This window comes from Noviherbaspirillum galbum (assembly GCF_010974945.1).
Classification (GTDB): Bacteria; Pseudomonadota; Gammaproteobacteria; order Burkholderiales; family Burkholderiaceae_D; genus Noviherbaspirillum; species Noviherbaspirillum galbum.
Window position 1 is genome coordinate 233952 of the sequence record NZ_JAAIVB010000037.1, and the last position, 23367, is coordinate 257318.

Genomic DNA, 23367 nt, shown 5'->3' on the forward strand with positions numbered 1-23367 from the left:
AAGGCATTGCCTTGCGCCTGCGGAACCGAACTGCCTTGCAAGGCAGTTCGTGGACTCCCATTTTCGCCACCTTTTGAGATAAGACCATGTTCGAAGACATTCCTTCCCTGTTCCGCGAGCTCGCCCCCGGCGTAGACTTTTGCTCCCTGCGCGTGGTCGACGAAACCACAGACAGCCTCATGGTCCGCCAGGACGTCCTGCAGCCCGTCACCACCCGCATCGACCGCGGCGCGATGCTGACGGTCGCGCACCGCGGCGGCTATGGCTATGCCGCCACCGGCGACCTGAGCGCCGATGGCCTGAAGGATGCGCTGGCACGCGCCTGCTCCTGGGCCGACGCCAGCGCCGGCCGCATGCTCGTTGACGTATCCCGGCTGGCCCTCGACCATCCGCGCGGCAGGCATGCCGGACCGCCGGGCGCGCGGGAGGGCGCGAATTTGTCCGACCTGGTCGGCCTGCTGATGCAGGAATCCCGCGCCTGCCGGATCGACCCGCGCATCGTGGACTGGTATGCCTCCCTCTCGCTCGCCAGCACCGCCCAGCTCTACCTGACCTCGCAGGGCGGGGAGGCGTTCCAGGAATTCCATTACGTCATTCCCAATCTCGCGGTCACCGCCAACCAGGGCAACGATACCCAGACCCGCAGCCTCGGCGGCCAGTACAACGGCTACTGCCGGCAGGGCGGCCTCGAAGTGCTGCGGCAGGCCGGCTTCGCTGGCAGCGGCGAACGTGTCGCGCGCCAGGCCCTGGAACTGCTGGATGCGCCGAATTGCCCGGCCGGCAGGATGGACCTGCTGCTGATGCCGGCCCAGATGATGCTGCAGATCCACGAATCCATCGGCCATCCGCTTGAGCTCGACCGCATCCTCGGCGACGAGCGCAACTTCGCCGGCACCAGCTTCGTCACGCCCGACATGTTCGGCCGTTTCCGCTACGGTTCCGAGCTGCTCAACGTCACCCACGATCCCGGGCGCGCGGAGCAGTTCGCGAGCTACCGCTGGGACGACGACGGCACGCCCGCGAAAAAGACCTGGCTCATCCGCGACGGCATGCTCGAGCGCCCGCTGGGCGGCGCCATCTCCCAGGCCCGCGCCGGCATGGAAGGCGTTGCCAATTCCCGCGCCTGCGGCTGGAACCGGCCGCCGATCGACCGCATGGCCAACCTCAACATCGAGCCGGGCGCGTCATCGCTCGACGACATGATCCGCTCGGTGAAGCGGGGCGTGCTGATGGATACCAACGTGTCGTGGTCCATCGACGACTCGCGCAACAAGTTCCAGTTCGGCTGCGAGTGGGGCCGGCTGATCGAGGATGGCGAGCTCAAGGGCGTGGTCAAGAACCCCAACTACCGTGGCATCTCGGAATCCTTCTGGCGCTCGCTCAAGGCAGTGGGCGACGAGTCCATCTTCGAGGTCATGGGAACGCCCTTCTGCGGCAAGGGCGAACCCTCGCAGGTCATCCGGGTCGGCCATGCTTCCCCGGCCTGCCTGTTCGCGGACGTCGATGTGTTCGGAGGAGAGGCCTGATGCAACAGTATTTCAATGAGGTCGCTGCCTTCCTCGCCGCGCGGCTGCGCGGGCAGGAGCAATTCAAGTGCTGGCTGGAAGCCGAGTCTTCCGACTTCGTGCGCTTCAACCGCAGCGCCGTGCGCCAGCCTGGCCATGTGCGGCAGATCATGCTCACGGTCGACCTCGCCGACGGCCTGCGCCATGCCGCAGCCACGCTGTCGCTGGGCGGTTCGCTGGCGGGCGACCAGGACCTGCTCGGCAACACCATCGGCCGGCTGCGCACGCAGATCGCCTCGCTGCCGGAAGACCCGTACCTGCTCCCCGTCACGGCTGGCGGGAATACCGAGCGCATCACTGCGTCGCGCCTGCCGTCCGGCCGGGACATGGCGGACCAGATGCTCGACGCGGCGCGCGGCGTCGACATGGTCGGCATCCTTGCCGCCGGGCCGGTCTACCGCGGCTTTGCGAATTCCCTCGGGCAGCGCAACTGGCACGAGATGTCCAGCTTCAATGCCGACTGGAGCCTCTACCTTGCCCGCGACAAGGCGGTGAAGAACAGCTATGCCGGGTTTGACTGGGACGGCGCGGCCTTCCGCAGCAAGTTCGACGAAGGCGCGGCCCAGCTCGACTTCCTGCGCCGCGACCCGGTGACGATTACCCCCGGCGGCTATCGCGCCTACCTGTCGCCCACGGCGCTTGGCGAAATCATCGGCATGCTCAACTGGGATGGCTTCTCCGAAAAGGCCTTCCGTACCCGGCAAAGCACCCTGCGTGGCATGCGCGCAGGAGAACGCCGGCTGCATCCTTGCATCAACCTGCGCGAGAACACGCGCGACGGCCTCGCGCCGGCTTTCCAGGCGGATGGCTTCATCAAGCCCGGCAAGGTCGATCTCATCCGCAACGGCGAACTCGCCGGTAGCATGATCTCGCCGCGCACCGCGCGGGAATACGGCATCGACACCAACGGCGCGGACGCCGGCGAAGCGATGAGCTCGGTCGAACTCGACGCCGGCACGCTGCCGCGCCAGCATGCCCTGCGGGAACTCGGTACCGGCGTCTACATCAGCAATCTCTGGTACTTGAATTTCTCCGACCGCGCCAGCTGCCGCATGACCGGCATGACCCGCTTCGCCAGCTTCTGGGTGGAAAACGGAGAGATCAAGGCACCGCTGAACGTGATGCGCTTCGACGACTCGCTGTTCCGCATCCTCGGCGACAAGCTGATCGGGCTGACGGATGAGCGGGACATGCTGATCGACAACGAGACCTACGGGGGGAGGCATGTGTCGAGCGCGAGGGTGCCGGGGGCGCTGGTGGGGGAGTTGGCGTTTGTATTGTGAGGGGCAGTCCCTCCCCTTCAATGGGAGGGAGCCATATCCGGCCCGTCCCGCAAATTAACGGTCCATCCCCACGAATCCGCATCCTGTCGCATCCCCCTCGCGACCTGCCGTACCCGGCGATACATTGCCTTGCATCGAACAAGAACAGAAATCCCGAGACATGACACAACAAAACCAACAACAGCCGATTCCATCGCCCGCCGGCGCGCATCGCCGCGGCAAGCGCATCCTCGCCGGGCTCTTCCTGGTCTCCCTTGCCGCCGGCGGCGGCTGGTACTGGATGCAATCCTCAAAAGCCGAAGCGGCGGCAAGCGAAGCAAAAAAACCGAAACCCCAGCCTGTCTACGAGCTCGGAGCGAGCGACGTCGCGGCCATCGAGGCGCGCGAGCTGCGCGTGGTGCTGCCCTTGTCCGGTACGCTAACGCCCCAGGCGCAGGCCACCGTCAAGGCGAAGGTTGCCGCCGTGGTCGATGCGATGCTGGTGGCGGAAGGCATGCCGGTACGCAAGGGGCAGGTCGTGGCCAGGCTCGACACCGGCGATCTGCGGGCGCGGCTGATGACCCAGCAGGCGGCGCAGGACGAGGCGCGCGCCAAGCTCGCCCTGGCGAGGAAGACCCACGACACCAACCGCGCGCTGCTCAACCAGAAATACATTTCCCAGACCGCCTTCGATGCCGCGGAAAACAGCGTCGAACTGGCGCAGGCGGCGCTCAAGTCGGCCGATTCCCAGCTCGACATGGCGCGCCGGGCGCTGGACGACGCAACCATCCGCGCGCCCTTCGACGGCATCGTCAGCAAGCGCTTCGTGCAGGTCGGCGAGAAGGTGTCGCCCGACACGCCGGTGTTCGCCCTGGTGGACCTGAAGGAACTGGTGTTCGAGGCCCAGGTCCCGGCAGGCGAGATTCCCCGCGTGCACGCCGGGCAGGAGGTCGCGTTCGGCGTGGACGGCTTCGGCGGCCGGTCCTTCCGCGGCAGCGTGGCGCGCATCAACCCGACTGCGGAGCAGGGCTCGCGGGCAATGACCGTCTATGTGGCAGTGGACAACAAGGATGGCGCTCTGCGCGGCGGCATGTTCGCCAAGGGCGGACTCGTGCTCGAGAAGTCGGCGCCCGCGCCGCTGCTGCCGTTGAATGCGCTGCGCCAGGCGGACAACGCGGCCGTCGCCTACAAGGTCCAGCAGGGCAGGTTGGTCGCGCAGCCGCTGAAGCTCGGCCTGCGCAATGACGATGACGGCATGGTGGAAGTGGTGGAGGGCTTGCGGGAGGGCGACCACGTGCTGGTCGCGCGCATCGATGCGCTCAAGCCGGGAAGCGCGGTCAAGCTGCCGGCGCGCGCCGCGAACGCGAGCGCCCGCCTTGAAACGGCCGGCGGCGTTCCGGGAAAGAGCTGAGCCATGTGGATCACGACGACCAGCATCCGCCATCCCGTCTTTGCCACCATGGTCATGGTGGCCCTGATGGTCCTTGGCCTGTTCTCTTACCAGAACCTCGGCGTGGAGCAGCTTCCCGAAGTGAATCCGCCAGTGGTCTTCATTTCCGTGCAATACCCGGGCGCGTCGCCGGAAGCGGTGGAAAACGATCTCACCAAGCCGATCGAGGAGGCGCTCAACACCATCAGCGGCGTCAAGATGCTGCGCTCGAGTTCGTATGAAGGCCGCAGCGATACTGCGGTGGAATTCGACCTGACGGTGGCCATCGACAAGATGGTCCAGGAAGTACGCGACAAGATCGCCCAGATCCGGCCCGCCTTCCCCAAGGACGCCAAGGATCCGTTCATCGTGAAGGGCGATACCGAGAACGCCCAGCCGGTGGTGACCTTCGGCGTCAGTTCAAGCTCGCTCAACCTGAGGGACTTGTCCACGCTCACCGAGCAAACCATCGTCAAGCGCCTGCAAAGCGTGCAGGGCGTGGGACGCATCACGCTCGGCGGCGCGTCGAAGCGGCAGGTGCTGGTTCACATCCATCCCGGCCGGCTCGCCGCCCAGGGCATCGGCGTGGACGAAGTCGTGCAGGCGATCAAGCTGGCGAACCAGGATCTGCCCGCCGGCAACATCACCCGGGGCGAGACCGACCAACTGGTACGCATCGAAGGCAAGCTCAAGGATCCGCGCGCCTTCGGCAAGATCATCGTGGCGCGCCGGGCCAATGCGCCTGTCTATCTCGAGCAGGTCGCCGACGTGAGCGATGGCGAGCGCGAGGAAACCTCCATCTCCCGCCTGAATGGCCAGCGCGCGATCATCGTTTCCGTGGTGAAGGTGCAGGACGCGAACGTGGTCGCGGTCGGGGACGGCGTCAAGGCCATGCTCGAGGAACTGAAGAAGCGGCTGCCGCCCGGGGTAGACATCCGGACCATCTATGCCAGCTCGGACTGGGTCAAGGGTTCGCTCTCGCGGGTGAAGTCGACCATCGCCGAAGGCGCGGCGCTGACCATCCTCATCGTGTTCTTCTTCCTGCATTCTTGGCGCAGCACGGTCATCACCGGCCTGACCCTGCCGATTTCGGTGGTGGCGACCTTCATCGCCTTGAACGCCTTCGGCTTCACGCTCAACTTCATGACGCTGATGGCCTTGTCGCTGTGCATCGGCCTGCTCATCGACGATGCCATCGTGGTCCGCGAAAACATTGTGCGCCACCTCGCCATGGGCAAGGACCATCGCACCGCGGCGCTCGACGGCACCCGCGAGATCGGCCTCGCGGTGATGGCGACTACCTTTGCCATCGTCGCGGTGTTCGTGCCGGTCGCCTTCATGAAAGGCATCATCGGCCGCTTCTTCCTGCAGTTCGGCATCACCGTCACGGTGGCGGTGCTGGTATCGCTGTTCGTTTCCTTCACCCTCGATCCGATGCTGTCGTCGGTATGGCGCGACCCGGCCGAAAACCGCTTCCGCCGGCTGCCCTGGCTGGGCCGCCTGATGGACAGGATAGAGCACGGCATCGACGGCCTGCATGCGGTGTATGGCCGCATCCTGGAAACCGCGCTAGCCTGGCGCAAGACCACGCTAGCCATCGCCTTCGGGCTTTTCGCCGGCAGCTTCTTCCTCGTGCCGCTGATCGGCACGGAATTCGTGCCGGAAGTCGACCAGGGCTTCAGCACGCTGCGCCTGAAGGCGCCGGTTGGCTCCAGCCTCGGCTATACCGACGACAAGATCCGCCAAGTGGAAGAGGCACTGAAGGAATTCAGCGAGATCGAGGTGATCAGCTCGACGGTCGGCACCGACGACGGCCGCAACTATGCCGAAGTCAATCTTCGGCTGACCGATGCCAGGAAGTCGCACCGGCGGCCGCAGAAGGAAATCGAAAAGGCGATCCGCGAGCGGCTGGCCACGATTCCCGGCGTGGAATTGTCGGTCGGTTTCCAGAAGCCGATCTATGTCGCCATCCTCGGGCCGGAGGCGGACAAGCTGAAACAGGTGGTTGAACAGTTCATGGAAAAGATGTCCGCCATCAAGGGCATCACCGACCTCGACAACAGCATGTCCGCCGCCAACCCGACGGTCACCGTCAAAGTCAACAATGAGCTGGCGAGCGATCTCGGCCTGTCGCTGCAGCAGATCGGCAATGCCCTGAGGCCTTTCCTTGCCGGCGACACCGTCTCTTCGTGGCTCGCGCCGGACGGGCAGAACTATGAGGTCAACGTGCAGTTGCCGAAGTCGGGCCGGCAAAAGGTCGCCGACCTCGCGGACCTTTCCGTGGCCAGCAGCCGCATGGGCGCGGATGGCAAGCCGGTCATGGTGCCGCTGCGGCAGGTGGTGGAGTTCGTGCCGAGCAGCAGCCCCCAGGTCATCAAGCGCCAGGACCTGGAACGCCGGGTCGGCATCTATGCGAACGTGGAAGGGCGCCCCGCGGGCGACGTGGGTGCGGACGTACAGAAGCTGATCAAGGAAATCACCCTACCGCCGGGATACCGCTTCGACGTCGGGGGACAAACGAAGCAGATGCAGGAATCGTTCACCGCCGCCGTCACCGCCCTGGCCGTCGCGGTGATCTTCATCTACCTGATCCTCGCCTCGCAGTTCGGCAGTTTCCTGCAGCCGGTCGCCATCATGGCGGCGCTGCCGCTGTCCCTGATCGGCGTGTTCAGCGCCTTGCTCGTCACGCGCAGCACGCTGAACATTTTCTCCATCATCGGCTTCATCATGCTGATGGGCCTGGTGACCAAGAACGCGATCCTGCTGGTCGATTTCACCAACAAGGCGCAGCGTGAGGGCAAGTCGCAGCATGACGCCATCCTGCTCGCCGGCCAGGTGCGCTTGCGGCCGATACTGATGACCACCCTGGCCATGATCTTCGGCATGCTGCCGATGGCCATGGGCCTGGGCGAAGGCGCGGAGCAGCAGGCGCCCATGGGACGGGCGGTGATCGGCGGCATCGTCACCTCCACCTTGCTCACGCTGGTTGTTGTGCCGGTGGCATACACTTATCTCGACCGCTGGGGCAGGGCGGCAAGGCGCTACCTTGCGCCGGAACCGGAGACGGCGTTGTCGCCCGAGCCGCAACCCGCCACCTCCGCCTGAGCCTGTCCCCGGCAGCGTTCCCGCCCTGCCGCGGGACGCTTTCCATGACGGCTCAGGGCCGCTTGCCTTCAGGCTTCGATGCCGCCTGCGCCAGCTGCAGCCTGGTCGCGCTGTCGTAGGCTGCCTTCTGTTCAGGCGTCATACGCTTCGCTAAGATCACCATTCGGGGAATCTTGCCGTTCGCGGCCGGCGGCGCGGGAGCCTCGCCGGCCGCGCTGGCCAGGCAAGTTTTGACCAGGACCACGATGGCCGCCGCCGAGAGCGCAAGCTGGCGGCGGAGGCCGGAACGGGTAGGGATGCGACGAACGATGCTCACAACGATTTCCTTGTCTGTAGGGGTTGAGGACGGGATGCCGGGGGATGGCGCGACCTCGGACAAGCGGAGCTTTCAAGACTGGCCGGGACGCGTTCGGCTGGTGAGTGGAAGCGGGGAGGGATTTGTTGCGAGGGTGGAGGGAATGTTGGGAATTGTCAGGACGGGAAGCGAGAACGAAAGGCAAGGCGGGTGCCCCGAGCAATGGCAGGTGATTCGCGCCTAGTCGCTACTCCCCGTCGGCGGGACAAGCGTGCTGGAGCGCTCCGACAAGCTCCCTCCCCTTCAAGGGGAGGGCTGGGGTGGGGATGGGGATCGGTCGCGAGCAAAGAACAGACTTGACTCGCTGGCGATATCAACGCTGTTCTTTATTCGCACCGGAAACCCATCCCCACCCTAACCCTCCCCTTGAAGGGGAGGGGACATGGCGGCGGGAAATCAAGCACACGTTGCAAAGATGCGGGCATAGCTTAGCGCCTTGGCGCGAACGACGGCGGACAACGCGAACATCACCCCATCCTTCTCCCCCGCCCCCTACATCTGCTTGAACAAATGCACAAAACTCCTGCTGACCTCAAGCTTCTCCCCCAACCCCTTCACCATCACGAGATGCCGCCCCCGCAGATCGCGCGTCACCCCATCGATCGCATTCACGTTCACCAGCGTAGACCGGTGAATCTGCCAGAACAGCGCCGGATCAAGCTCCTCGTGCAGTTCCTTGACCGGCTTGCGGATCAGCGCCTCGACGCGCGCCGTCTGCACGCGGGTGTATTTTTCGTCCGAGATGAAGAACAGCACCTCTTCGACTGGGATCAGCCGCAAGTCCTGGCCGATCGATGCCTGTATCCACTTCAGGTAATTCGGCTTGGCCGCCACGCCCATCTGCTTGGCAAGCTGGACAAGCAGCGAGCCCATGTCCGGCGGCGGCGCCGCCAGCCGGCTCTTGATGCGCTCGACGGTCATCTTGAGCCGCTCCGGTTCGGCGGGCTTGAGCACGTAGTCGATCGCGCCGCGCTCGAAGGCTTCCACCGCATACTGGTCGTAGGCGGTGATGAAGACGATGTGGGCCTGCGGGCCGATTCCTTGCGCCGCCTCCAGGCCGGTCTTTCCTGGCATGCGGATGTCGAGGAAGACGATGTCGGGCTGGTGCTGCTGCGTCAGCTCGATCGCCTCCTCGCCATTCTTCGCCTCGCCGAGGATCTCCAGTTCCGGCCAGACCTGCGACAGGCGCATCCTGAGCTGGTCCCGCATGAGGCGTTCGTCGTCGGCGATGATGGCGGTCGGCATGGCGATCGGTAATCTCGAAAGGTGAATGATCAGCTGGCGGGCTGGTAGGGAAGCTCAATGGTAGCGCAGACGCCGGTCGGGCTGTTGGGAACGATGATCAATTGGGCATGCTCGCCGTAAAGCAGCTTCAGGCGCTCGCGGATGTTTTGCAGGCCGAGTCCGGTGCCGTTGCTCTTGACGGCGCCGAAGCCGAGGCCGTTGTCGGCCACCGTCACCATCAGCTTGTTGCCGGACACTTCGGCCATCAGCCGCAGCGTGCCGCCTTCGGGCTTGCTTTCCAGGCCGTGCTTGATCGCGTTCTCGACCATGGATTGCAGCATCATCGGCGGGAAGGAGGCGGCCCGCAGGTATGTCGGGACATTGATGTCCACCGTCAGGCGTTCTTCCATGCGCATCTTCAGCAGGTCGAGGTAGGAACGCACGATGTCCGTCTCGCGCCCGAGGTTGGTGGTGGTGGGCGTTTCGCGCATCTGCGGCAGCACGGCGCGCAGGTACTGGATGAGTGTGCGCTGCATCGCGGCGGCGCGCGGCGGATCGGTCTCGATCAAGTGCTCCACCGATGCCAGGGTGTTGAACAGGAAATGCGGCTCGACCTGCGCCTGCATCATCTGCATCTTGGCCTCCACCACCTGGCGCTGCAGGGCTTCGCGTTCGGCGTCGGCCGTGGCGGCGCTGGCGCGGGCTTCGGCGCGCTTCTTGCCGCCCATCAGCGCCTTCATGCCGAACAGGCCGACCAGCAGGAGCAGCACGAAATTCATGAACCATGCCGACGATTTCTTGCGGTACTTCTCGGCCTTTTCCGCGGCGGCTTCCTCGACGGCCTGGTCGATCGCATCCTTCACCTCTTCGCTGACGTCGGGCGGCAGGTCGATGTTGATGCCTTGGTTATCGATGCGGATGTTGCGCGGAACCTTGGGGGGCTTCGGAGGCTGGGGCGGCTCCGGCGGGGAGGGCGGTGAAGGCGGGGAGGGCACGGGAGACGCCGAGGGCGGGCTCGCGTCCGCCGGGGTTGCCGGCGCCGGTGCGGCAGCTTCCTTCGGATCCTGGTCTTCCTCCGGCTTGGACGATGCCCCCTTCTTGCGGATGCGGATGCCGGAACCGTCGATGCGGATGTCGGTGTCGTCGTCCTCGAAGACCGTCGGGCCTTTGTTCTTCTTGCCGGAATGCTGCACCATGACCGGCGGGTGGCTGGAGCGGCTGAACATCTCGTCCACCAGCGCGCCGCCGATCAGTACCAGGATGCAGAAGAGGATGAACTTCTTCCAGGAGAGTTGCGCGACCCAGGCCGCCGTCTTGTCGAAGGCGATGCGCAGGTTGTGGATGGCGATCCGGGCGTTTTTCCGGAGCGTCTCTGGCAGGTTGCTCGGCATGAGTCTTTTCATCGTGTTCGGTACGGAAGCAATTATTGCCGATGTGGCGGCGGGGGTGAACGGTCGGCGGGAAATTTTTCGATTCAGCAATCGGAACAGGTCAGGCCGACGATCTGGCGCGCGGCGGGACCCGCCAGGCCGCCGGAGACGCCGCCGGGTTGCGCCTTGGCCTGGGACTGCTGGCGGCGCTCGAGTTCGGCGTCGCGGGCCTTCTCCGCATCCGTCATGCGCCTGGCCGTGATAACGATACGCGGCATGGGCCGGGCTTCGGATCTCTGCGCGGCCGCGTCCTGCGGAGCGGCGAAGGGTGAGCCGGCAAGGAGGGCGGCAATGAAGAAGGTGATGGCAGGGCAGAGGCGGCGGGTCATGGCGTTTCCTTTGGCTGGATGCATGTCGATGCTTGCACTGTAGGGAAGGCGTTCCGGGGACGCCATTCGTTTGCGACAGACTGCAAGATTGGCGGGTTGAAACGCCGGACGGCTGGATGGGCGGAAACGGAAAATTGCTTGCGCGACTGTAAAACGCAGCGGGCAAAGCTTGCTAAACTTCCAGCCTCGCGTCGTGGTGCAGGCACAAGCTGCGCCATGCCCGACCAGACGCCGCGGCGATCCGCCGGCGGCGCGTTCACCATAACAACCGGAACAACGATGACCCGCCTTCTTCGCCGCATCACCGCGGTTGCGTTCGCGACCTGTCTTTCTGCCCTGCTTTTCCTTCCGCCGCATGCCGGCGCCACGCTGCCAGCCAAGCCATCATTGCGGCTCGGCGATGCGGTCCGGCCGCTTGCCTACGAGCTGAACCTGGCGATGGTGCCGTCCGCCGACGGCTTCGACGGCCGCATCACCATCGACCTCGAACTCGCGCGCGCCCAGGACGGTTTCTGGATGAATGCGACGCGCCTGCGGGTGAAGCGGGCGGTGCTCGACGCAGGCGGCAAGAACCTGCAGGCGGCCATCGTCCCCGGGGGCGACGACTTCATCGGCCTGCAGTTCCCCGAAAGCCTGCCGCCGGGAAAAGCGCGCCTGACCATCGAGTACAGCGGCAGCTTTTCCGCCGTCGAGACGCGCGGCCTGTTCAAGCAGCAGGACGGCGGGGAGTGGTATGCCTTCAGCCAGTTCGAGGCGATGAACGCGCGGCGCGCCTTCCCCAGCTTCGACGAACCGCAATGGAAGACGCCCTGGACCGTCTCGCTCGACGTCAGGCGCGACCACGTCGCGGTCAGCAATACGGCGGCGGTGGCCGAGGAGGCCATCGGTGCCGACATGAAGCGGGTGCGCTTCGCCACCACGGCGCCGCTGCCGACCTACCTGATCGCCTTCGGCGTCGGTCCGTTCGACGTGGTCGACGGCGGCACCGCCGGCCAGAAACGGGTGCCGCTGCGCTACATCGTGCCCAAGGGACGCGGCGCGGAAGCCGCCTATGCCGCGAAAATCACGCCGCGGCTGGTGGAGCTGCTGGAAGACTACTTCGGGCAGCCCTATCCCTATCCCAAGCTCGACAGCATGGCCATTCCCATCACCGTGAATTTCGGGGCGATGGAAAATCCCGGCCTCATCACCTATCGTTCCAGCCTGTTGATGAGCCGGCCGGAGCGCGAGGATGAAAGCTTCCGCCAGCGCTACGCCAGCGTGGGTTCGCACGAGATCGCACACCAATGGTTCGGCGACCTCGTCACCATGTCGTGGTGGAACGATCTCTGGCTCAACGAATCCTTCGCCACCTGGATGGCGCGCAAGAACGTCAGGCGCTTCAACCCGGAGTGGGAGACGCACGGACGCAGCGAGCATGAGCGGCAGCAAGCCATGCATGCCGACCGGCTCGCCACGGCGCGCAAGATCCGCCAGCCCATCGTGGCCCGCGAGGATGTCGATAACGCGTTCGACAGCATCACCTACGACAAGGGCGGTGCGGTGCTGACGATGTTCGAAACCTGGCTCGGCGAGGATGGTTTCCGCGACGGCGTGCGCCGCTACCTGAAGCGCCACGCCTTCGGCAATGCCACCGCCGAGGATTTCTTCAACGCGCTCGCCGACACCGATCCTTCGCTGGCCAAGGGTTTCGCCAGCTTCGTCGAGCAGCCCGGCGTGCCGCACATCGCCATGCGTCTCGACTGCACCGGCAAACCCGCCCTGCACATGACCCAGGAGCGCTTCCTTCCCGCCAGGAAGGACGGCGCGAACGCGCAGTCATGGACGGCGCCGGTCTGCCTGCGCATCGACGGCCAGGATGCCGGCAAGCCGTTCTGCACCGTGTTGCGCAGCCGCTCGGAAAAGGTCGCCTTGCCGGTGGACCATTGTCCGGCCTGGATCCTGCCCAACCCGAAAGGCGCGGGCTACTACCTGAGTTCCGTCCAGGGCGTGAAGGCGATCCGCCTGGCGCAGGCGCCGCTCAAGCCCGAGGAAGCGGTCTCGATGCTGGGCGACCTGTCGCTGCTGGTGAATTCGGGAAGCTTCCCGGCGGACGTGCTGCTCGACCTCGTGGCGCCGTTCGCGGCCGACCCGCGCCCGGAAGTCGCGCGCGAGGCGGCGGAGGTCGCGAGCGACCTGTATCCCACGCTGAGCCGCGAGGAAGACCGCCGCCGCTACGCCGCCTGGATCCGCAATCATTTCGGCAAGCGCGCGGTCGAGCTCGGTTGGCTGGACCGGCAAGGCGACAGCGACGCGGTGCGCAAGCTGCGCATGAGCCTGCTGCCGCTGGTGACCGAGATCGGCGGCGATGCCATGCTGCGCGACCAGGCGCGCCAGCTCTCCCTCGGCTGGCTGCGGGGCGATGGCGTGCCGCTGGGCGGCATGTTCCGCCAGGTCCTGCGCAGCGCCGCCTTCAATGGCGACGCGGAACTGTTCGACGCGCTGGCGCAGGCGGTCGTGAAGTCGAAAGATAGCGATGCCCGTAACGAGATGTACAAGGCGCTGGGCAGTTTCCGCGCGCCGGAGCTGCGCCAGCGTGCCTTCGCGCTGGTGCTGTCGGACCAGGTCGATGCGCGCGAAGCCTCGACCATCCTGTACCACGCGGGAGAAACGGCGGAGAACGCGCCCGCCTTGCAGCAGTTCCTTGCCGGCAGCATGGATGCGCTGATGAAACGCCTGCCCGACGAAATGATGTCACGCATGCCGCGCTGGGGTCAGAACCTCTGCACCGCCGGGGACCGCGAACGCTACAAGCAAGTCTTCGGGCCGCGCATCGAACAGTATCCCGCCGGCGCGCGCAGCTACGCGCAGGCGCTGGAGACCATCGATATCTGCATCGGCAGCCGAAAGGCGCAGGAGACCCGCCTGAGCCGTTTCCTGGCGGGCAAGCGCATCGAGGGCTGACGAGGCCGGGAAGCAGAAAGGGGAGCGCGTTGCCGGCTCCCCTTTTTCATTGGCGTGCGCGCCGCGTGGTGCGTGGTGCGTGGTGCGCCTGCCGTGCTTACTTCAGCAGATACTCTTCCATGAACTTCACCACGGAATAGAAGTAGTAGTCCGCGTTCGGCTTGCGCGCGAAGCCGTGTCCCTCATTGTCGGCCATGAGGTACCAGACCGGCGTGTTGCTCTTCTTCAGCCGGGTGACGATCTGCTCCGCCTCGAACAGCGGTACGCGCGGATCGTTCTTTCCCTGTACCACCAGCAGCGGCTTCGTGATCTTCTCTGCATTGTTCAGCGGTGAGATGCGCTCGAGGAAGGCGCGCATCTCCGGATCGCGCTCGTCGCCGTATTCCACGCGCCGCAGGTCGCGGCGGTAGCTTTCGGTCCGCTCAAGGAAGCTGATGAAGTTGGAGATGCCCACCACGTCGACGCTGCCGGCGATGCGGTCGGCATAGTGCGTGGACACCGCGAGGCTCATGTAGCCGCCGTAGCTGCCGCCCATCACCGCGATTTTCTTGCCGTCGAGGTCGGGCTGCGTGCCGATCCAGTCGAGCAGGGAGCCGATGTCCTTGACCGAATCTTCGCGCTTGAAGCCGTTGTCCAGCTTGAGGAAGGTCTTGCCGTAGCCGGTCGAACCGCGGACGTTGGGCTGGATCAGGGTGATGCCGAGTTCGTTGACGAGGTAGTTGTAGCGGCCGATGAAGCCAAGCTGCGCCTGTCCCTCGGGCCCGCCATGGATGAGGATGATCACCGGGCGCGGACCCTTGAAGCGGCTGGCATCGGGGCGGGTAACGAGTCCGCTGATGGCACGGCCGTCGAAGGACTTCCAGCGGATGATGGAGGTGTCCGGGAAATTGCCGGTGTCGATCGCCGCCGCCGGCGTGGTCCATTGCTCGACCTTGCCCGTCTTGAGGTTCACCGAATAGCATTCGCCCGGGCTCTTCGCCGAATCGAGGCTGAAGCCGAGTTCGTCCTTGCCGAACCAGCGGATCTGGTGAACGCCGCCCACCGGCATCTTCGGCACCGGCAACTCCTTGCCGCTCGCGGTGTCAAAGAGATGCAGCTCGTTCAAGCCGTCGTTGTTGATGATCGTGGCGAGGCGGCTGCCTTGTCTGGTCGGCTCCACGTTTTCCACGCTCCAGGGAATCCGGGACGACAGGGGCGTGACGCGCATCGTCGCCAGGTCCATCTTCACGAGCTGGCGGAATTCGCCGTCGCGGTCGCTGGCATAGACGATGGCGCGGCCATCCTTCGTGAAATTCGGGTTGCCGTAGAACGCGGGCTCGCCCGGCTTGTCCTGGTTACCCGACTGGGGCAACAGCTGCCTGCGCTCGCCGCTGCGCGTGTCGATCAGCCAGATCGAGGTTTCGTTGGCGGAAACGTAGTTGATGCCGACGAGCGTCTTGTCATCGGGCGACCAGGTGAAATCTCCCCAGCCGCCGCCCGGCAGCGAAGCGATCTTGCGGCGGTTCTCCGGCTTGAGCGGATCGAGCAGCGACACGTCGGTCGTCACTTCCTTGCGGCGCCCGGGGCCGGCGGTCTTGTCGAGCTGGGTCGAGGTCATGACCATCAGCGTGCCGGCATGATTCCATTCGCCGCCTTCGTGCTTTTCGGCCGGGTCGGTCAGCATCGTGACCTTGCGGCTGTCGAGGTCGAGGCGGAACAGCTGGCTGGCTTCGCTGCCGCCTTCATCCTTGAGGAAGACGATGTAGCGGCCCTTACGGGGCTCATAGCGCGCGGCGCGCACCGGGTCGGGGAAATCGGTCAGCTGTTCCAGCGCGCCGCCCGGCTTGCGCAGCACGTGCAGCTGGACGGTCGGGCCGCTGGTGCGGGTGGAGACCAGGATTTCGCGCCGGGTCGGATGCCAGTCGAGCAGCTTGCGCGGACGGAAATCGTTGTAGCGCGCGACGCGCTGCGCCAGGTCTTCGCTGATCGGCGGGATGCCATCGGCGGTCAGGTGCTCGTTGGGCTGCACGATGCCTGCGGGGGCTTGCTGCGCCTGCAGGCTGCCGCAGGCCAGGACCAGTACGCCTGCCGCGATCATGTTGCGCAGGAAGGGGGGTGTTTGTCTCGTGAACATGTGTCTCCTCGGGGGTATCTCTTCTTGTATGAAGCGGCTGCATTGTAGCGCGTAAGCACTGCTGGCGTTATGCCAACGGGCAGGGGGAAACGCGCAAAGAAAAAGCCGGCTTGCGCCGGCTCGTCCTGCCTGGAAACGATGGAATGTAGGGCGGGCTTCCCTGGGCGGTCAGCCGTTCTTCTTGCGGACGGGCTTGGCGGCGACCGCCTTGTTCGAGCGCGGCGCGGGCTTCGCCGCCACCTTGCGCGCGGGCGCTGCCTTGCGGGCGGCGGTGCGCGTGCCCGTCTTGACGGCCGGCGATGCCTTGTAGGGCACGTTGAGCTGCAGGCTTTGTCCGGCCGCCAGCTTGTCGTGCTTGAGGTGGTTCCAGTCCTTGATCTGGTCGACGGTCACGTGGTTGCGGTTCGCGATCGAGGCCAGCGTGTCCTTCCGCCCCGCCTTGACCCAGATCTTGCGGGTATCGGGCAGATCGGGTTCGATCGCGATGCTGGCGGTTTCGACGAGCTCCGGCGCGATGTCCTTTTCGGACATGGCTTCGGGCTTCGGCACCAGCACCGTCGAGCCTGCCTTGAGGCGCATGTTCGGCGGAATGTTGTTCACTTCGCGGATGACCTGCGGCGTCGTGCCGAAGCGGGCGGCGATGGTTTCGATGCGTTCGCGCGCCGCGGTCACCTGGTGCGCGGTCCAGGACGAGAGCGCGCGGCCCCACTTCGAGAGATTGGACTTGAACTTGTCCGCATTGCTCTGCGGCAGCAGGATCTGGGTATTGGTGCTGCCGGCGATGACCGGCTTGTTGAACTGCGGATTGAGCGCCTTGAACTCGTCCACCGACAGCTCGGCCAGCTGGGCGGCCACCTTGATGTCGATGTCGCGCGTCTTGCCGATGGTAACGAAATACGGCTGGTTGTCGACCTTCGGCAAGGCCAGGCCGTACTGCGCCGGGTTGCCGATGATGTTCTTCACCGCCTGCAGCTTCGGCACGTAGTTGCGCGTCTCGGCCGGCATGTGGGCGGACAGGCTGTTGAAATCGGTAGGCAGGCCGGCCGCCTTGTTGCGGTTGACCGCGCGCTGCACCGAGCCTTCGCCCCAGTTGTAGGCCGCCAGCGCCAGTTGCCAGTCGCCGAACATGCCATACAGCTTCTGCAGGTAGCTCAGCGCGGCGTCGGTCGATGCCAGGATGTCGCGGCGGTCATCTTTGAAGCTGCTCTGCTTGAGGTTGAAGTCGCGGCCGGTGGAAGGGATGAACTGCCACATGCCGGCCGCCTGCGCGGGCGACAGGGCCTGCGGATTGAAGGCGGATTCGATGAAGGGCAGCAGCGCCAGCTCGGTGGGCATGCCGCGCTTCTCGAGTTCCTGCACGACGTGGAACAGGTAGCGTGAGGCGCGGGTGGTGGTGCGTTCGATGTAGTCGGGTCGGCTGGTGTACCACTGCACGTGGTTCGCCACCAGCGGGTTTTCCAGGTCGGGGATGCCGAAACCCTTGCGGATGCGGCCCCAGACGTCGACTTCTTCCATCGACAGCACTTGGGCGATCGGGTCGTTGGGATCGTAGGGCTTGTCGAAGGCGGAGACCTGCGACCAGTTCTGCATCGGCAGCGACAGGTCGCTGGCATGGCTGAAAAGGGGAGCTTGTAGGACGACGACTGCCGCGAATGATAAAGCCGTTGTTTTCAGCGGATGCATGGGTCCTCACTTGCTTGTTATGCCACCGCCGCGTGGTCATCCGTCGGCTGGCTGAAGCGTGGCAGTTTACGTAATGGGGTTTTCCTGCGTCAAGATTTATTACACACCATAACCAGTCCGGCATGGGATGCGTCAACTCAACGATAGGTGTTTTTCCATTGGCGTAAGGCAGCAAAACAAGCAATTGGTTCCCGTGTGGAAATAATTTGCCGCTGAATCAAGGTATTGGCGATGGCGGGCTCGCGGAAGCGGACGAAGGGGTTCGTGGCCTTTTCGAGGCCGATATTGGAGGGAACCGTTGGCAGGCCTTGCGCGCGCAGGGCCTGGGCGTCTGCGTAGCGTGCCTGCAAGGCAGTGTTTTCCGGCTCGGCTTCGAGCGCGAATTTCAGGTTCGACAAGGTATATTCATGCGCGCAGAACACCCGCGTGTCGTCCGGAAGTGTCACGAGCTTGTCGAGGGAGTTGGCCATTTGCTCAGGCGTTCCCTCGAAAAGTCGGCCGCAGCCGCCGGCAAACAGGGTGTCGCCGCAGAACAGCCAGCGTTGTTCCCGGGCGACGTAGGCAATATGGCCACGGGTATGGCCGGGCACGTCGAGCACGTCGAGCGTGAGCGCCAGTTCGGGGATCGTTGCCTTTTCGCCTTCGCCCAGCGGCACGGTGACTTGCGGGATGGCATCGTTGCGCGGGCCGTACACGGGGGCCGCGTAGCGCTCCAGCAGCGCGGGCACGCCGCCGACATGGTCAGCATGGTGATGAGTCAGTAGAATAGCGGCAAGGGACAAACCATGTTCCCGCAGCGCCGCGAGGATGGGCCCGGCGTCGCCGGGGTCGACCGCAGCGGCATGCGTGCCGTCGTGGATCAGCCAGAGATAGTTGTCCTGGAAAGCCGGAACCGTCAATACATTCAACATACGATGGACCACTCTTCACCCGAAAAAGCCATTATAGCGCTCGGCCCCTGGCTCGAGACGCCGGTGGGCAGCTACGTCAAGGCCTGGCAGCAGCAGCGCCTCGACATGCTCACGGCCGACATTTTCGGGTTCAATGCCTTGCAGATAGGCTTGCCGCAGCTCGACGCGCTGCAGGCCAACCGCATGCCCCGCAAATGGCTCACGGACACGCACCTGCCGGCAAATGGCATCGAAGGCCAGCGCGTGCCGGTGGTCGTGGTCCACGATTTCGCCGAACTGCCCTTCGCCTCGCAAAGCCTCGACCTGGTGGTGCTGCCCCACGTACTCGAATTCGCGGAGGAACCGCACCAGGTCCTGCGCGAGGTTGAGCGGGTCCTGATCCCCGAAGGGCAGGTGATCATCTGCGGCTTCAACCCCGCCAGCCTGTGGGGCGTGCGGCAGGTCGCCGGCCGGCTTACCGGCGCGCATTTCCTGCCGCAGGACGGCGAGTTCATCAGCCTTCCGCGCCTCAAGGACTGGCTCAAGCTGCTGAGCATGGAAGTCAACCGCGGCCATTTCGGCTGCTACGTGCCGCCATGCACCACCGAGACATGGCTCAAGCGCTTCACCTTCATGGAGAAGGCGGGCAATCGCTGGTGGCCTTACCTGGGCGCCGTTTACATCGTGCAGGCCGTCAAGCGCATCCGCGGCATGCGCCTCGTCGGGCCGGCCTTCACCCGCCAGACAGCCAAGGCGCCGAAAGGCGTGCCGGTCACCAATCGCATACACAAGCAGGAATGAATGGATAAAGTAGAGATTTACACCGATGGGGCCTGCAAGGGAAATCCCGGCCTCGGCGGCTGGGGCGCCTTGCTCGTGGCCGGGCAGCACCGCAAGGAATTGTTCGGCGGCGAAGCCAATACCACCAACAACCGTATGGAACTGCGCGCGGTCATCGAGGCGCTCGGCGTGCTCAAGCGGCCGTGCGAGGTGATCATCCATACCGACAGCCAGTATGTGCAGAAGGGGATCAGCGAATGGATCCATGGCTGGAAGGCGCGCGGCTGGAAGACCGCGTCCAAGGAGCCGGTGAAGAACGTCGACCTGTGGCAGGCGCTCGATGCCGCCCAGGCGAAGCACCAGGTCGAATGGCGCTGGGTGAAAGGCCATGCCGGCCATGCAGGCAACGAGCGCGCGGATGCGCTGGCCAACCTTGGCGTCGACGCGGCCGCAGCGGCCTGAAGCCTCTCCGCGACGCGTTTATCATTCCCCCGGTCCGGCGCTACAATCATGCCGGTCCGCCCTTCTGATTCCCGACCAGACCTTTCATGCGACAGATCGTACTCGACACCGAAACCACCGGCCTCAATCCGCGCTCCGGCGACCGCATCATCGAGGTCGGCTGCGTGGAAATCATCAATCGCCGGCTCACAGGCAACAATTTTCACACCTACATCAACCCGGAACGCGACTCGGAAGAGGGCGCGCTCGCGGTGCACGGACTGACCACGGAATTCCTGAGCGACAAACCCAAGTTCGCCGAGATCGCCGACGAGCTGCGCGATTACGTCAAGGATGCCGAGATCATCATCCACAACGCGCCGTTCGACCTCGGCTTCCTCGATGCCGAGTTAGAGCGCCTCGGCCTGCCGCGCTTCGCCCAGCATGTGCGCTTCGTGACGGACACCCTGGTGCAGGCCAAGGAAATGCATCCCGGCAAGCGCAACTCCCTTGACTCGCTCTGCGAGCGCTACGGCATTTCCAATGCGCATCGCGCGCTGCACGGGGCCTTGCTCGACGCCGAGCTGCTCGCCGAAGTCTATCTCGCGATGACCCGCGGCCAGAACAGCCTGACGATCGACCTGGCCGTTGCCAACGACGGCGCGGCGGAATCGGCCGCCCAGATCGCCATTCCTGTCGGCGAGATGATCGTCCTGCAAGCAACCGAAGAAGAAGTCGCGGAGCATGAGGCGGTGCTGGACAAGCTCGACAAGGAGGTCAAGGGTAGCTGCGTCTGGCGGACCGCGAGCACGAATTGATTGATTGCAGCAGTTATGCCATAATCACGCCTCCCGGACGGTTAGCTCAGGGGTAGAGCACTGCCTTCACACGGCAGGGGTCACAGGTTCAATCCCTGTACCGTCCACCAGAATTACTTAGTCATTTCAATGACTTACAAAAACGAAGCCAGCTAAATCAAGCTGGCTTTTTTGCGTTTGGACTTGTTGTGGACTTTTCCGGCGTAGACTCAGGAGGGGCAGGTATGGCGGGTGAGATCGATCAAGGCATCAAAACGGCAGAGTGGTTAGTGATATGGTCAACACTTGCCGGGCCAATTCTCGCCGTTCAGGCCCAAAAATGGATTGAAGCTGCCCGAGCGAAGCATGCGGTAAAGGATCGGATCTTTCAAACTTTGATGGCGACGCGGGCCGCGAGGCTGTCGGCGGAACATGTTCAAGCTTTGAATATGATCAGCATCGCGTTCTATGGGACCAATTTTTTCCGTTTCCGTTGGCAAACTTCGAAGGAAAAAGCTGTTTATCGTGCCTGGCGGGATTATTTCGACGTGCTCGATGTGAATGATCCGTCACTCAATGAAAGTCAGATCGTTAGAATTGTTGAAGCACGCGAGGACAAGTTCTACGCGCTGCTCGGAGCCATTGCGATTGAGCAAAATTACGATTTCGATCCGGTAGACCTGCGGAGGCAAATGTATAGCCCCGTTGCCCACGGACGTATCGAACAGGAGAATGAGGTCATACGCACTGGCTTGGCTCGAGTTCTAAACCGGCAGCAAGCAATCCCAATGGAAGTCATAAACCTGCCTAGTTCTGGTAATACTGGCGGCCAAACTGCCCAAGGCCAATCGCCCCGTAAATAACTTTGTGGGGGGCAAATCCATCATTGAATAGGTGCCGGCCGCGCAGGAGGGAGGACTAGGCCTGAAAGGAACCTGCCGCCGGCTGTCGGGGTTTTACTTTCTGGGCACTGGCCGACTAATCCCAGGAGCACTATGCGCGAGCAGGGGTGCTCTCCCTCGCTTTCTGTCACACAAACAAGATGCCGTCTCCGGTCAGGACGTTGGCATTCTCATCCGTCCTTGCTGCGATGCCGAAGGCCTGCGCCATGGCCTGGAGGCCGTCTATGCGCCCGGTCGTGCGGCTCTTGTCCAGCTTACGGGATCCAGCCGGATCCTTGGTCACTACCGCATTGGCCGCGCACATGGACAGGACAGGATGCATGCCATGGGCGACACGGCCGTTCAGCAGCTCCGCCTCCAGGGCGTCGAGCGCGGGCGCGCTGTCCTTGTACCCTTGCCCCCACTCCACCAGGGGCAGATCCACGCCGATCCGCTCCAGCTCCTTGCGCAGCACATCGATGCGCCAGCGGTCGTAGGCGATCGCCTGGAGGTTTAGGTCAGCCACAATGGTCACGATGTCATGCGCTACATGCTCATAATCCACAGTGGCGCCAGGCGTGGTGCGCAAGAATCCCTGAGCATGCCAGACGTCGTATGGGGCGCGGTCGCGGCGCGCGCGATCCATCAGACCTTGCGATGGGGTCCAAAAATAGGGTTGAACTTGCCAGACGTCCTCCACCTTCCCGATCAGCACCAGGGCCGTCAAGTCGGTACGGGCAGACAGGTCCAGGCCGGCATAGACCGGGCAGTCGTCATCGAACGGTAGCGGCTCCTCGTCACATGCCCTCCAGACGTCAGGCGAGATGAATGGCGACTCGGTGGCCACGCGTTGGTTGAGCAGCAGGTTGCGCGCCGTGTTCTCCATCGAGGGCATGCGCTGGGCCTGCCCCAGTTGCTCCCGCAAGTCATCCTCGCTGCGGAAAATCCCGAGCGCTGGGTTCGCCGCCTTCCATGCCTTCTGGTCCATCAGGTCGCAGCCGGCCGGCGCTGCGTAAAGGTGACAGACGATCCGCGGATCATTGGACTGGAGAGCATCGTCAATCCAGACCGAGAACAGGTCGGCGTCGCTGGCGGCCTGCGTGGAGATCGCGATCAGCAGCGGCGCCACGTGCGCTCCCTGGCTGGTCGTGATTGCGTCAATGAAGTCATCTTGAGGACCGCGCACCTGGCCGGTCTCGTCGAGCAGCGCCAGCACGGGAGACAGGCCATGCGCCGTCTTGCCGTCCGCCGCCAGCGCCCGGTATTCGGTATTCATTGGCAGACCAAGCAGGCGCTTGCCGCTGGGGACGATGCGCACGATCTTGGAGAGCTTCGGCGAGAGCTGGACCATCTTGGACGCCAGATTAAAGACCAGCGCCGCCTGGTCGCGGCTCATGGCGCCAGAGACGATCTGGCTGTTCAGCTTGGCTTCCGGTCCTACCAGGTGCGCCAGCAGCAGGCCGGCCACGAGACCGGACTTGCCGTTCTTCCGCGAGATGGACAGATATGCTCGCCTGGTGCCGGCCGGGTTGTCATAGACTGCGCGGATGAAGTCCTTCTGAAAGTCAGCCAGCACCAGCGGCTTGCCCACATGCGCGCCGTCAGGCGTCAGGCAGTAGCTCTCGATAAACCGGATGACTTTCTCGGCGCGGCTCATTACTTCACCAGGCGGATAGTCGGGATAAGGTCGTCATCGTCGACCTTGGCGGCCTTCTCGAGCTGAAGGCCCTTGGAAGCATCTTCGGAGCGTCCAACAGTCGCTTGCGCGTGAACGTGGAGCATGCGCGCCAAAGACACAGCACGTCGGGAAAGCGTCTCTAGGAGCTTGTGCTTTGGGTTGACGATGGGCACGCCATTGCCGGAAGGGATAGTAAAGCCCTCGATATCGACCTCCGCCTGGAGGCGCTCGATGTCGGCCTGGCTGCGGGCCAGATTCGCCGCTATAGCGAGATCAGAAACGGTCCAAGTATCCCGCGCGCGGGCCGTCACAATCGCATCCCAGAACGGTTTGTCGCCCGGTCGAAGGGTGACATGAGGCGGAGGAGCCAAAGGGCCCATGGAAGCGGCCTGAGCGGCTTTCACAGCCGCCGCCGCGGAGTCGGATCTGCGTCGCTTGGGTGTCACTTTCATGGTGGATATT

General features: G+C 64.3%; 18 protein-coding genes and 1 tRNA gene. 10 read left to right on the forward strand and 9 right to left on the reverse strand.

Annotated features, from left to right (window positions below; genetic code table 11):
• Positions 1–86 precede the first annotated feature (86 nt).
• From G3574_RS11510 to G3574_RS11525, 4 genes are all read left to right on the forward strand, one after another.
• On the forward strand, positions 87–1526 hold the full coding sequence (locus G3574_RS11510) for a TldD/PmbA family protein (RefSeq protein ID WP_163963166.1): 1440 nt from the start codon (positions 87–89) through the stop codon (positions 1524–1526).
• A complete protein-coding gene (locus tag G3574_RS11515) occupies positions 1526–2848 on the forward strand; it encodes a TldD/PmbA family protein (RefSeq protein ID WP_163963168.1) in 1323 nt (440 codons plus the stop codon). Before G3574_RS11510 ends, G3574_RS11515 begins: the two co-directional genes overlap by 1 nt.
• 160 nt (positions 2849–3008) lie before the next feature.
• Positions 3009–4238 carry an efflux RND transporter periplasmic adaptor subunit gene (locus G3574_RS11520; protein ID WP_163963170.1) on the forward strand — a complete coding sequence of 410 codons (1230 nt, stop codon included), beginning with the start codon at positions 3009–3011 and terminating at the stop codon, positions 4236–4238.
• A gap of 3 nt (positions 4239–4241) precedes the next feature.
• Positions 4242–7361 (forward strand): efflux RND transporter permease subunit, encoded by a 3120-nt coding sequence (locus G3574_RS11525; RefSeq protein ID WP_163963172.1) that lies wholly within the window; start codon positions 4242–4244, stop codon positions 7359–7361.
• 52 nt (positions 7362–7413) lie between these two features.
• On the opposite strand, the gene G3574_RS11530 is transcribed toward G3574_RS11525, so the two are convergent.
• From G3574_RS11530 to G3574_RS11545, 4 genes are all read right to left on the reverse strand, one after another.
• Positions 7414–7677, reverse strand: coding sequence for a hypothetical protein (locus G3574_RS11530; protein WP_163963174.1), 264 nt, complete (start codon positions 7675–7677; stop codon positions 7414–7416).
• Positions 7678–8208: 531 nt separating this feature from the next.
• Positions 8209–8961, reverse strand: coding sequence for a LytR/AlgR family response regulator transcription factor (locus tag G3574_RS11535; RefSeq protein ID WP_163963176.1), 753 nt, complete (start codon positions 8959–8961; stop codon positions 8209–8211).
• 29 nt (positions 8962–8990) lie between these two features.
• Entirely contained in the window at positions 8991–10331 is a 1341-nt protein-coding gene (locus G3574_RS11540) for a sensor histidine kinase (protein ID WP_235953310.1), read from the reverse strand.
• 83 nt (positions 10332–10414) lie between these two features.
• A complete protein-coding gene (locus tag G3574_RS11545; protein WP_163963180.1) occupies positions 10415–10699 on the reverse strand; it encodes a hypothetical protein in 285 nt (94 codons plus the stop codon).
• 279 nt (positions 10700–10978) lie between these two features.
• Here G3574_RS11545 and G3574_RS11550 point away from each other — a divergent pair, with 279 nt between their 5' ends.
• Positions 10979–13642: a M1 family metallopeptidase gene (locus G3574_RS11550; RefSeq protein ID WP_163963182.1), complete on the forward strand. Its 2664-nt coding sequence runs from the start codon at positions 10979–10981 to the stop codon at positions 13640–13642.
• Positions 13643–13739: 97 nt separating this feature from the next.
• Here the strand turns inward: G3574_RS11550 and G3574_RS11555 are convergent, their stop codons facing one another.
• From G3574_RS11555 to gloB, 3 genes are all read right to left on the reverse strand, one after another.
• Positions 13740–15755, reverse strand: a complete 2016-nt coding sequence (locus G3574_RS11555) for a S9 family peptidase (protein WP_235953311.1) — start codon at positions 15753–15755, stop codon at positions 13740–13742.
• A 168-nt stretch (positions 15756–15923) separates the two neighbouring features.
• Positions 15924–17438: a transglycosylase SLT domain-containing protein gene (locus G3574_RS11560; protein ID WP_163963184.1), complete on the reverse strand. Its 1515-nt coding sequence runs from the start codon at positions 17436–17438 to the stop codon at positions 15924–15926.
• Between the two features lie 137 nt (positions 17439–17575).
• On the reverse strand, positions 17576–18349 hold the full coding sequence (gene gloB, locus G3574_RS11565; protein ID WP_163963187.1) for a hydroxyacylglutathione hydrolase: 774 nt from the start codon (positions 18347–18349) through the stop codon (positions 17576–17578).
• 3 nt (positions 18350–18352) lie between these two features.
• Between gloB and G3574_RS11570 the strand changes: the two genes are divergently transcribed.
• The 5 genes from G3574_RS11570 to G3574_RS11590 all read left to right on the forward strand — a co-directional run bounded on the left by G3574_RS11570 (position 18353) and on the right by G3574_RS11590 (position 21209).
• Positions 18353–19129, forward strand: coding sequence for a class I SAM-dependent methyltransferase (locus G3574_RS11570; protein WP_163963189.1), 777 nt, complete (start codon positions 18353–18355; stop codon positions 19127–19129).
• A complete protein-coding gene (rnhA, locus tag G3574_RS11575; RefSeq protein ID WP_163963191.1) occupies positions 19130–19570 on the forward strand; it encodes a ribonuclease HI in 441 nt (146 codons plus the stop codon).
• An 86-nt stretch (positions 19571–19656) separates the two neighbouring features.
• Positions 19657–20367: a DNA polymerase III subunit epsilon gene (gene dnaQ, locus G3574_RS11580; protein ID WP_163963193.1), complete on the forward strand. Its 711-nt coding sequence runs from the start codon at positions 19657–19659 to the stop codon at positions 20365–20367.
• 35 nt (positions 20368–20402) lie between these two features.
• Positions 20403–20477: transfer RNA gene (locus tag G3574_RS11585), tRNA-Val, on the forward strand.
• Positions 20478–20591: 114 nt separating this feature from the next.
• The gene (locus G3574_RS11590; RefSeq protein ID WP_163963195.1) at positions 20592–21209 is read left to right on the forward strand and encodes a DUF6680 family protein; all 618 of its coding nucleotides are present in this window, start codon (positions 20592–20594) and stop codon (positions 21207–21209) included.
• 166 nt (positions 21210–21375) lie between these two features.
• Here the strand turns inward: G3574_RS11590 and G3574_RS11595 are convergent, their stop codons facing one another.
• A complete protein-coding gene (locus tag G3574_RS11595; protein WP_163963197.1) occupies positions 21376–22884 on the reverse strand; it encodes a terminase large subunit in 1509 nt (502 codons plus the stop codon).
• On the reverse strand, positions 22884–23357 hold the full coding sequence (locus G3574_RS11600) for a P27 family phage terminase small subunit (RefSeq protein ID WP_163963199.1): 474 nt from the start codon (positions 23355–23357) through the stop codon (positions 22884–22886). The genes G3574_RS11595 and G3574_RS11600 overlap by 1 nt, the downstream gene beginning before the upstream one ends.
• Between the last annotated feature and the right edge of the window lie 10 nt (positions 23358–23367).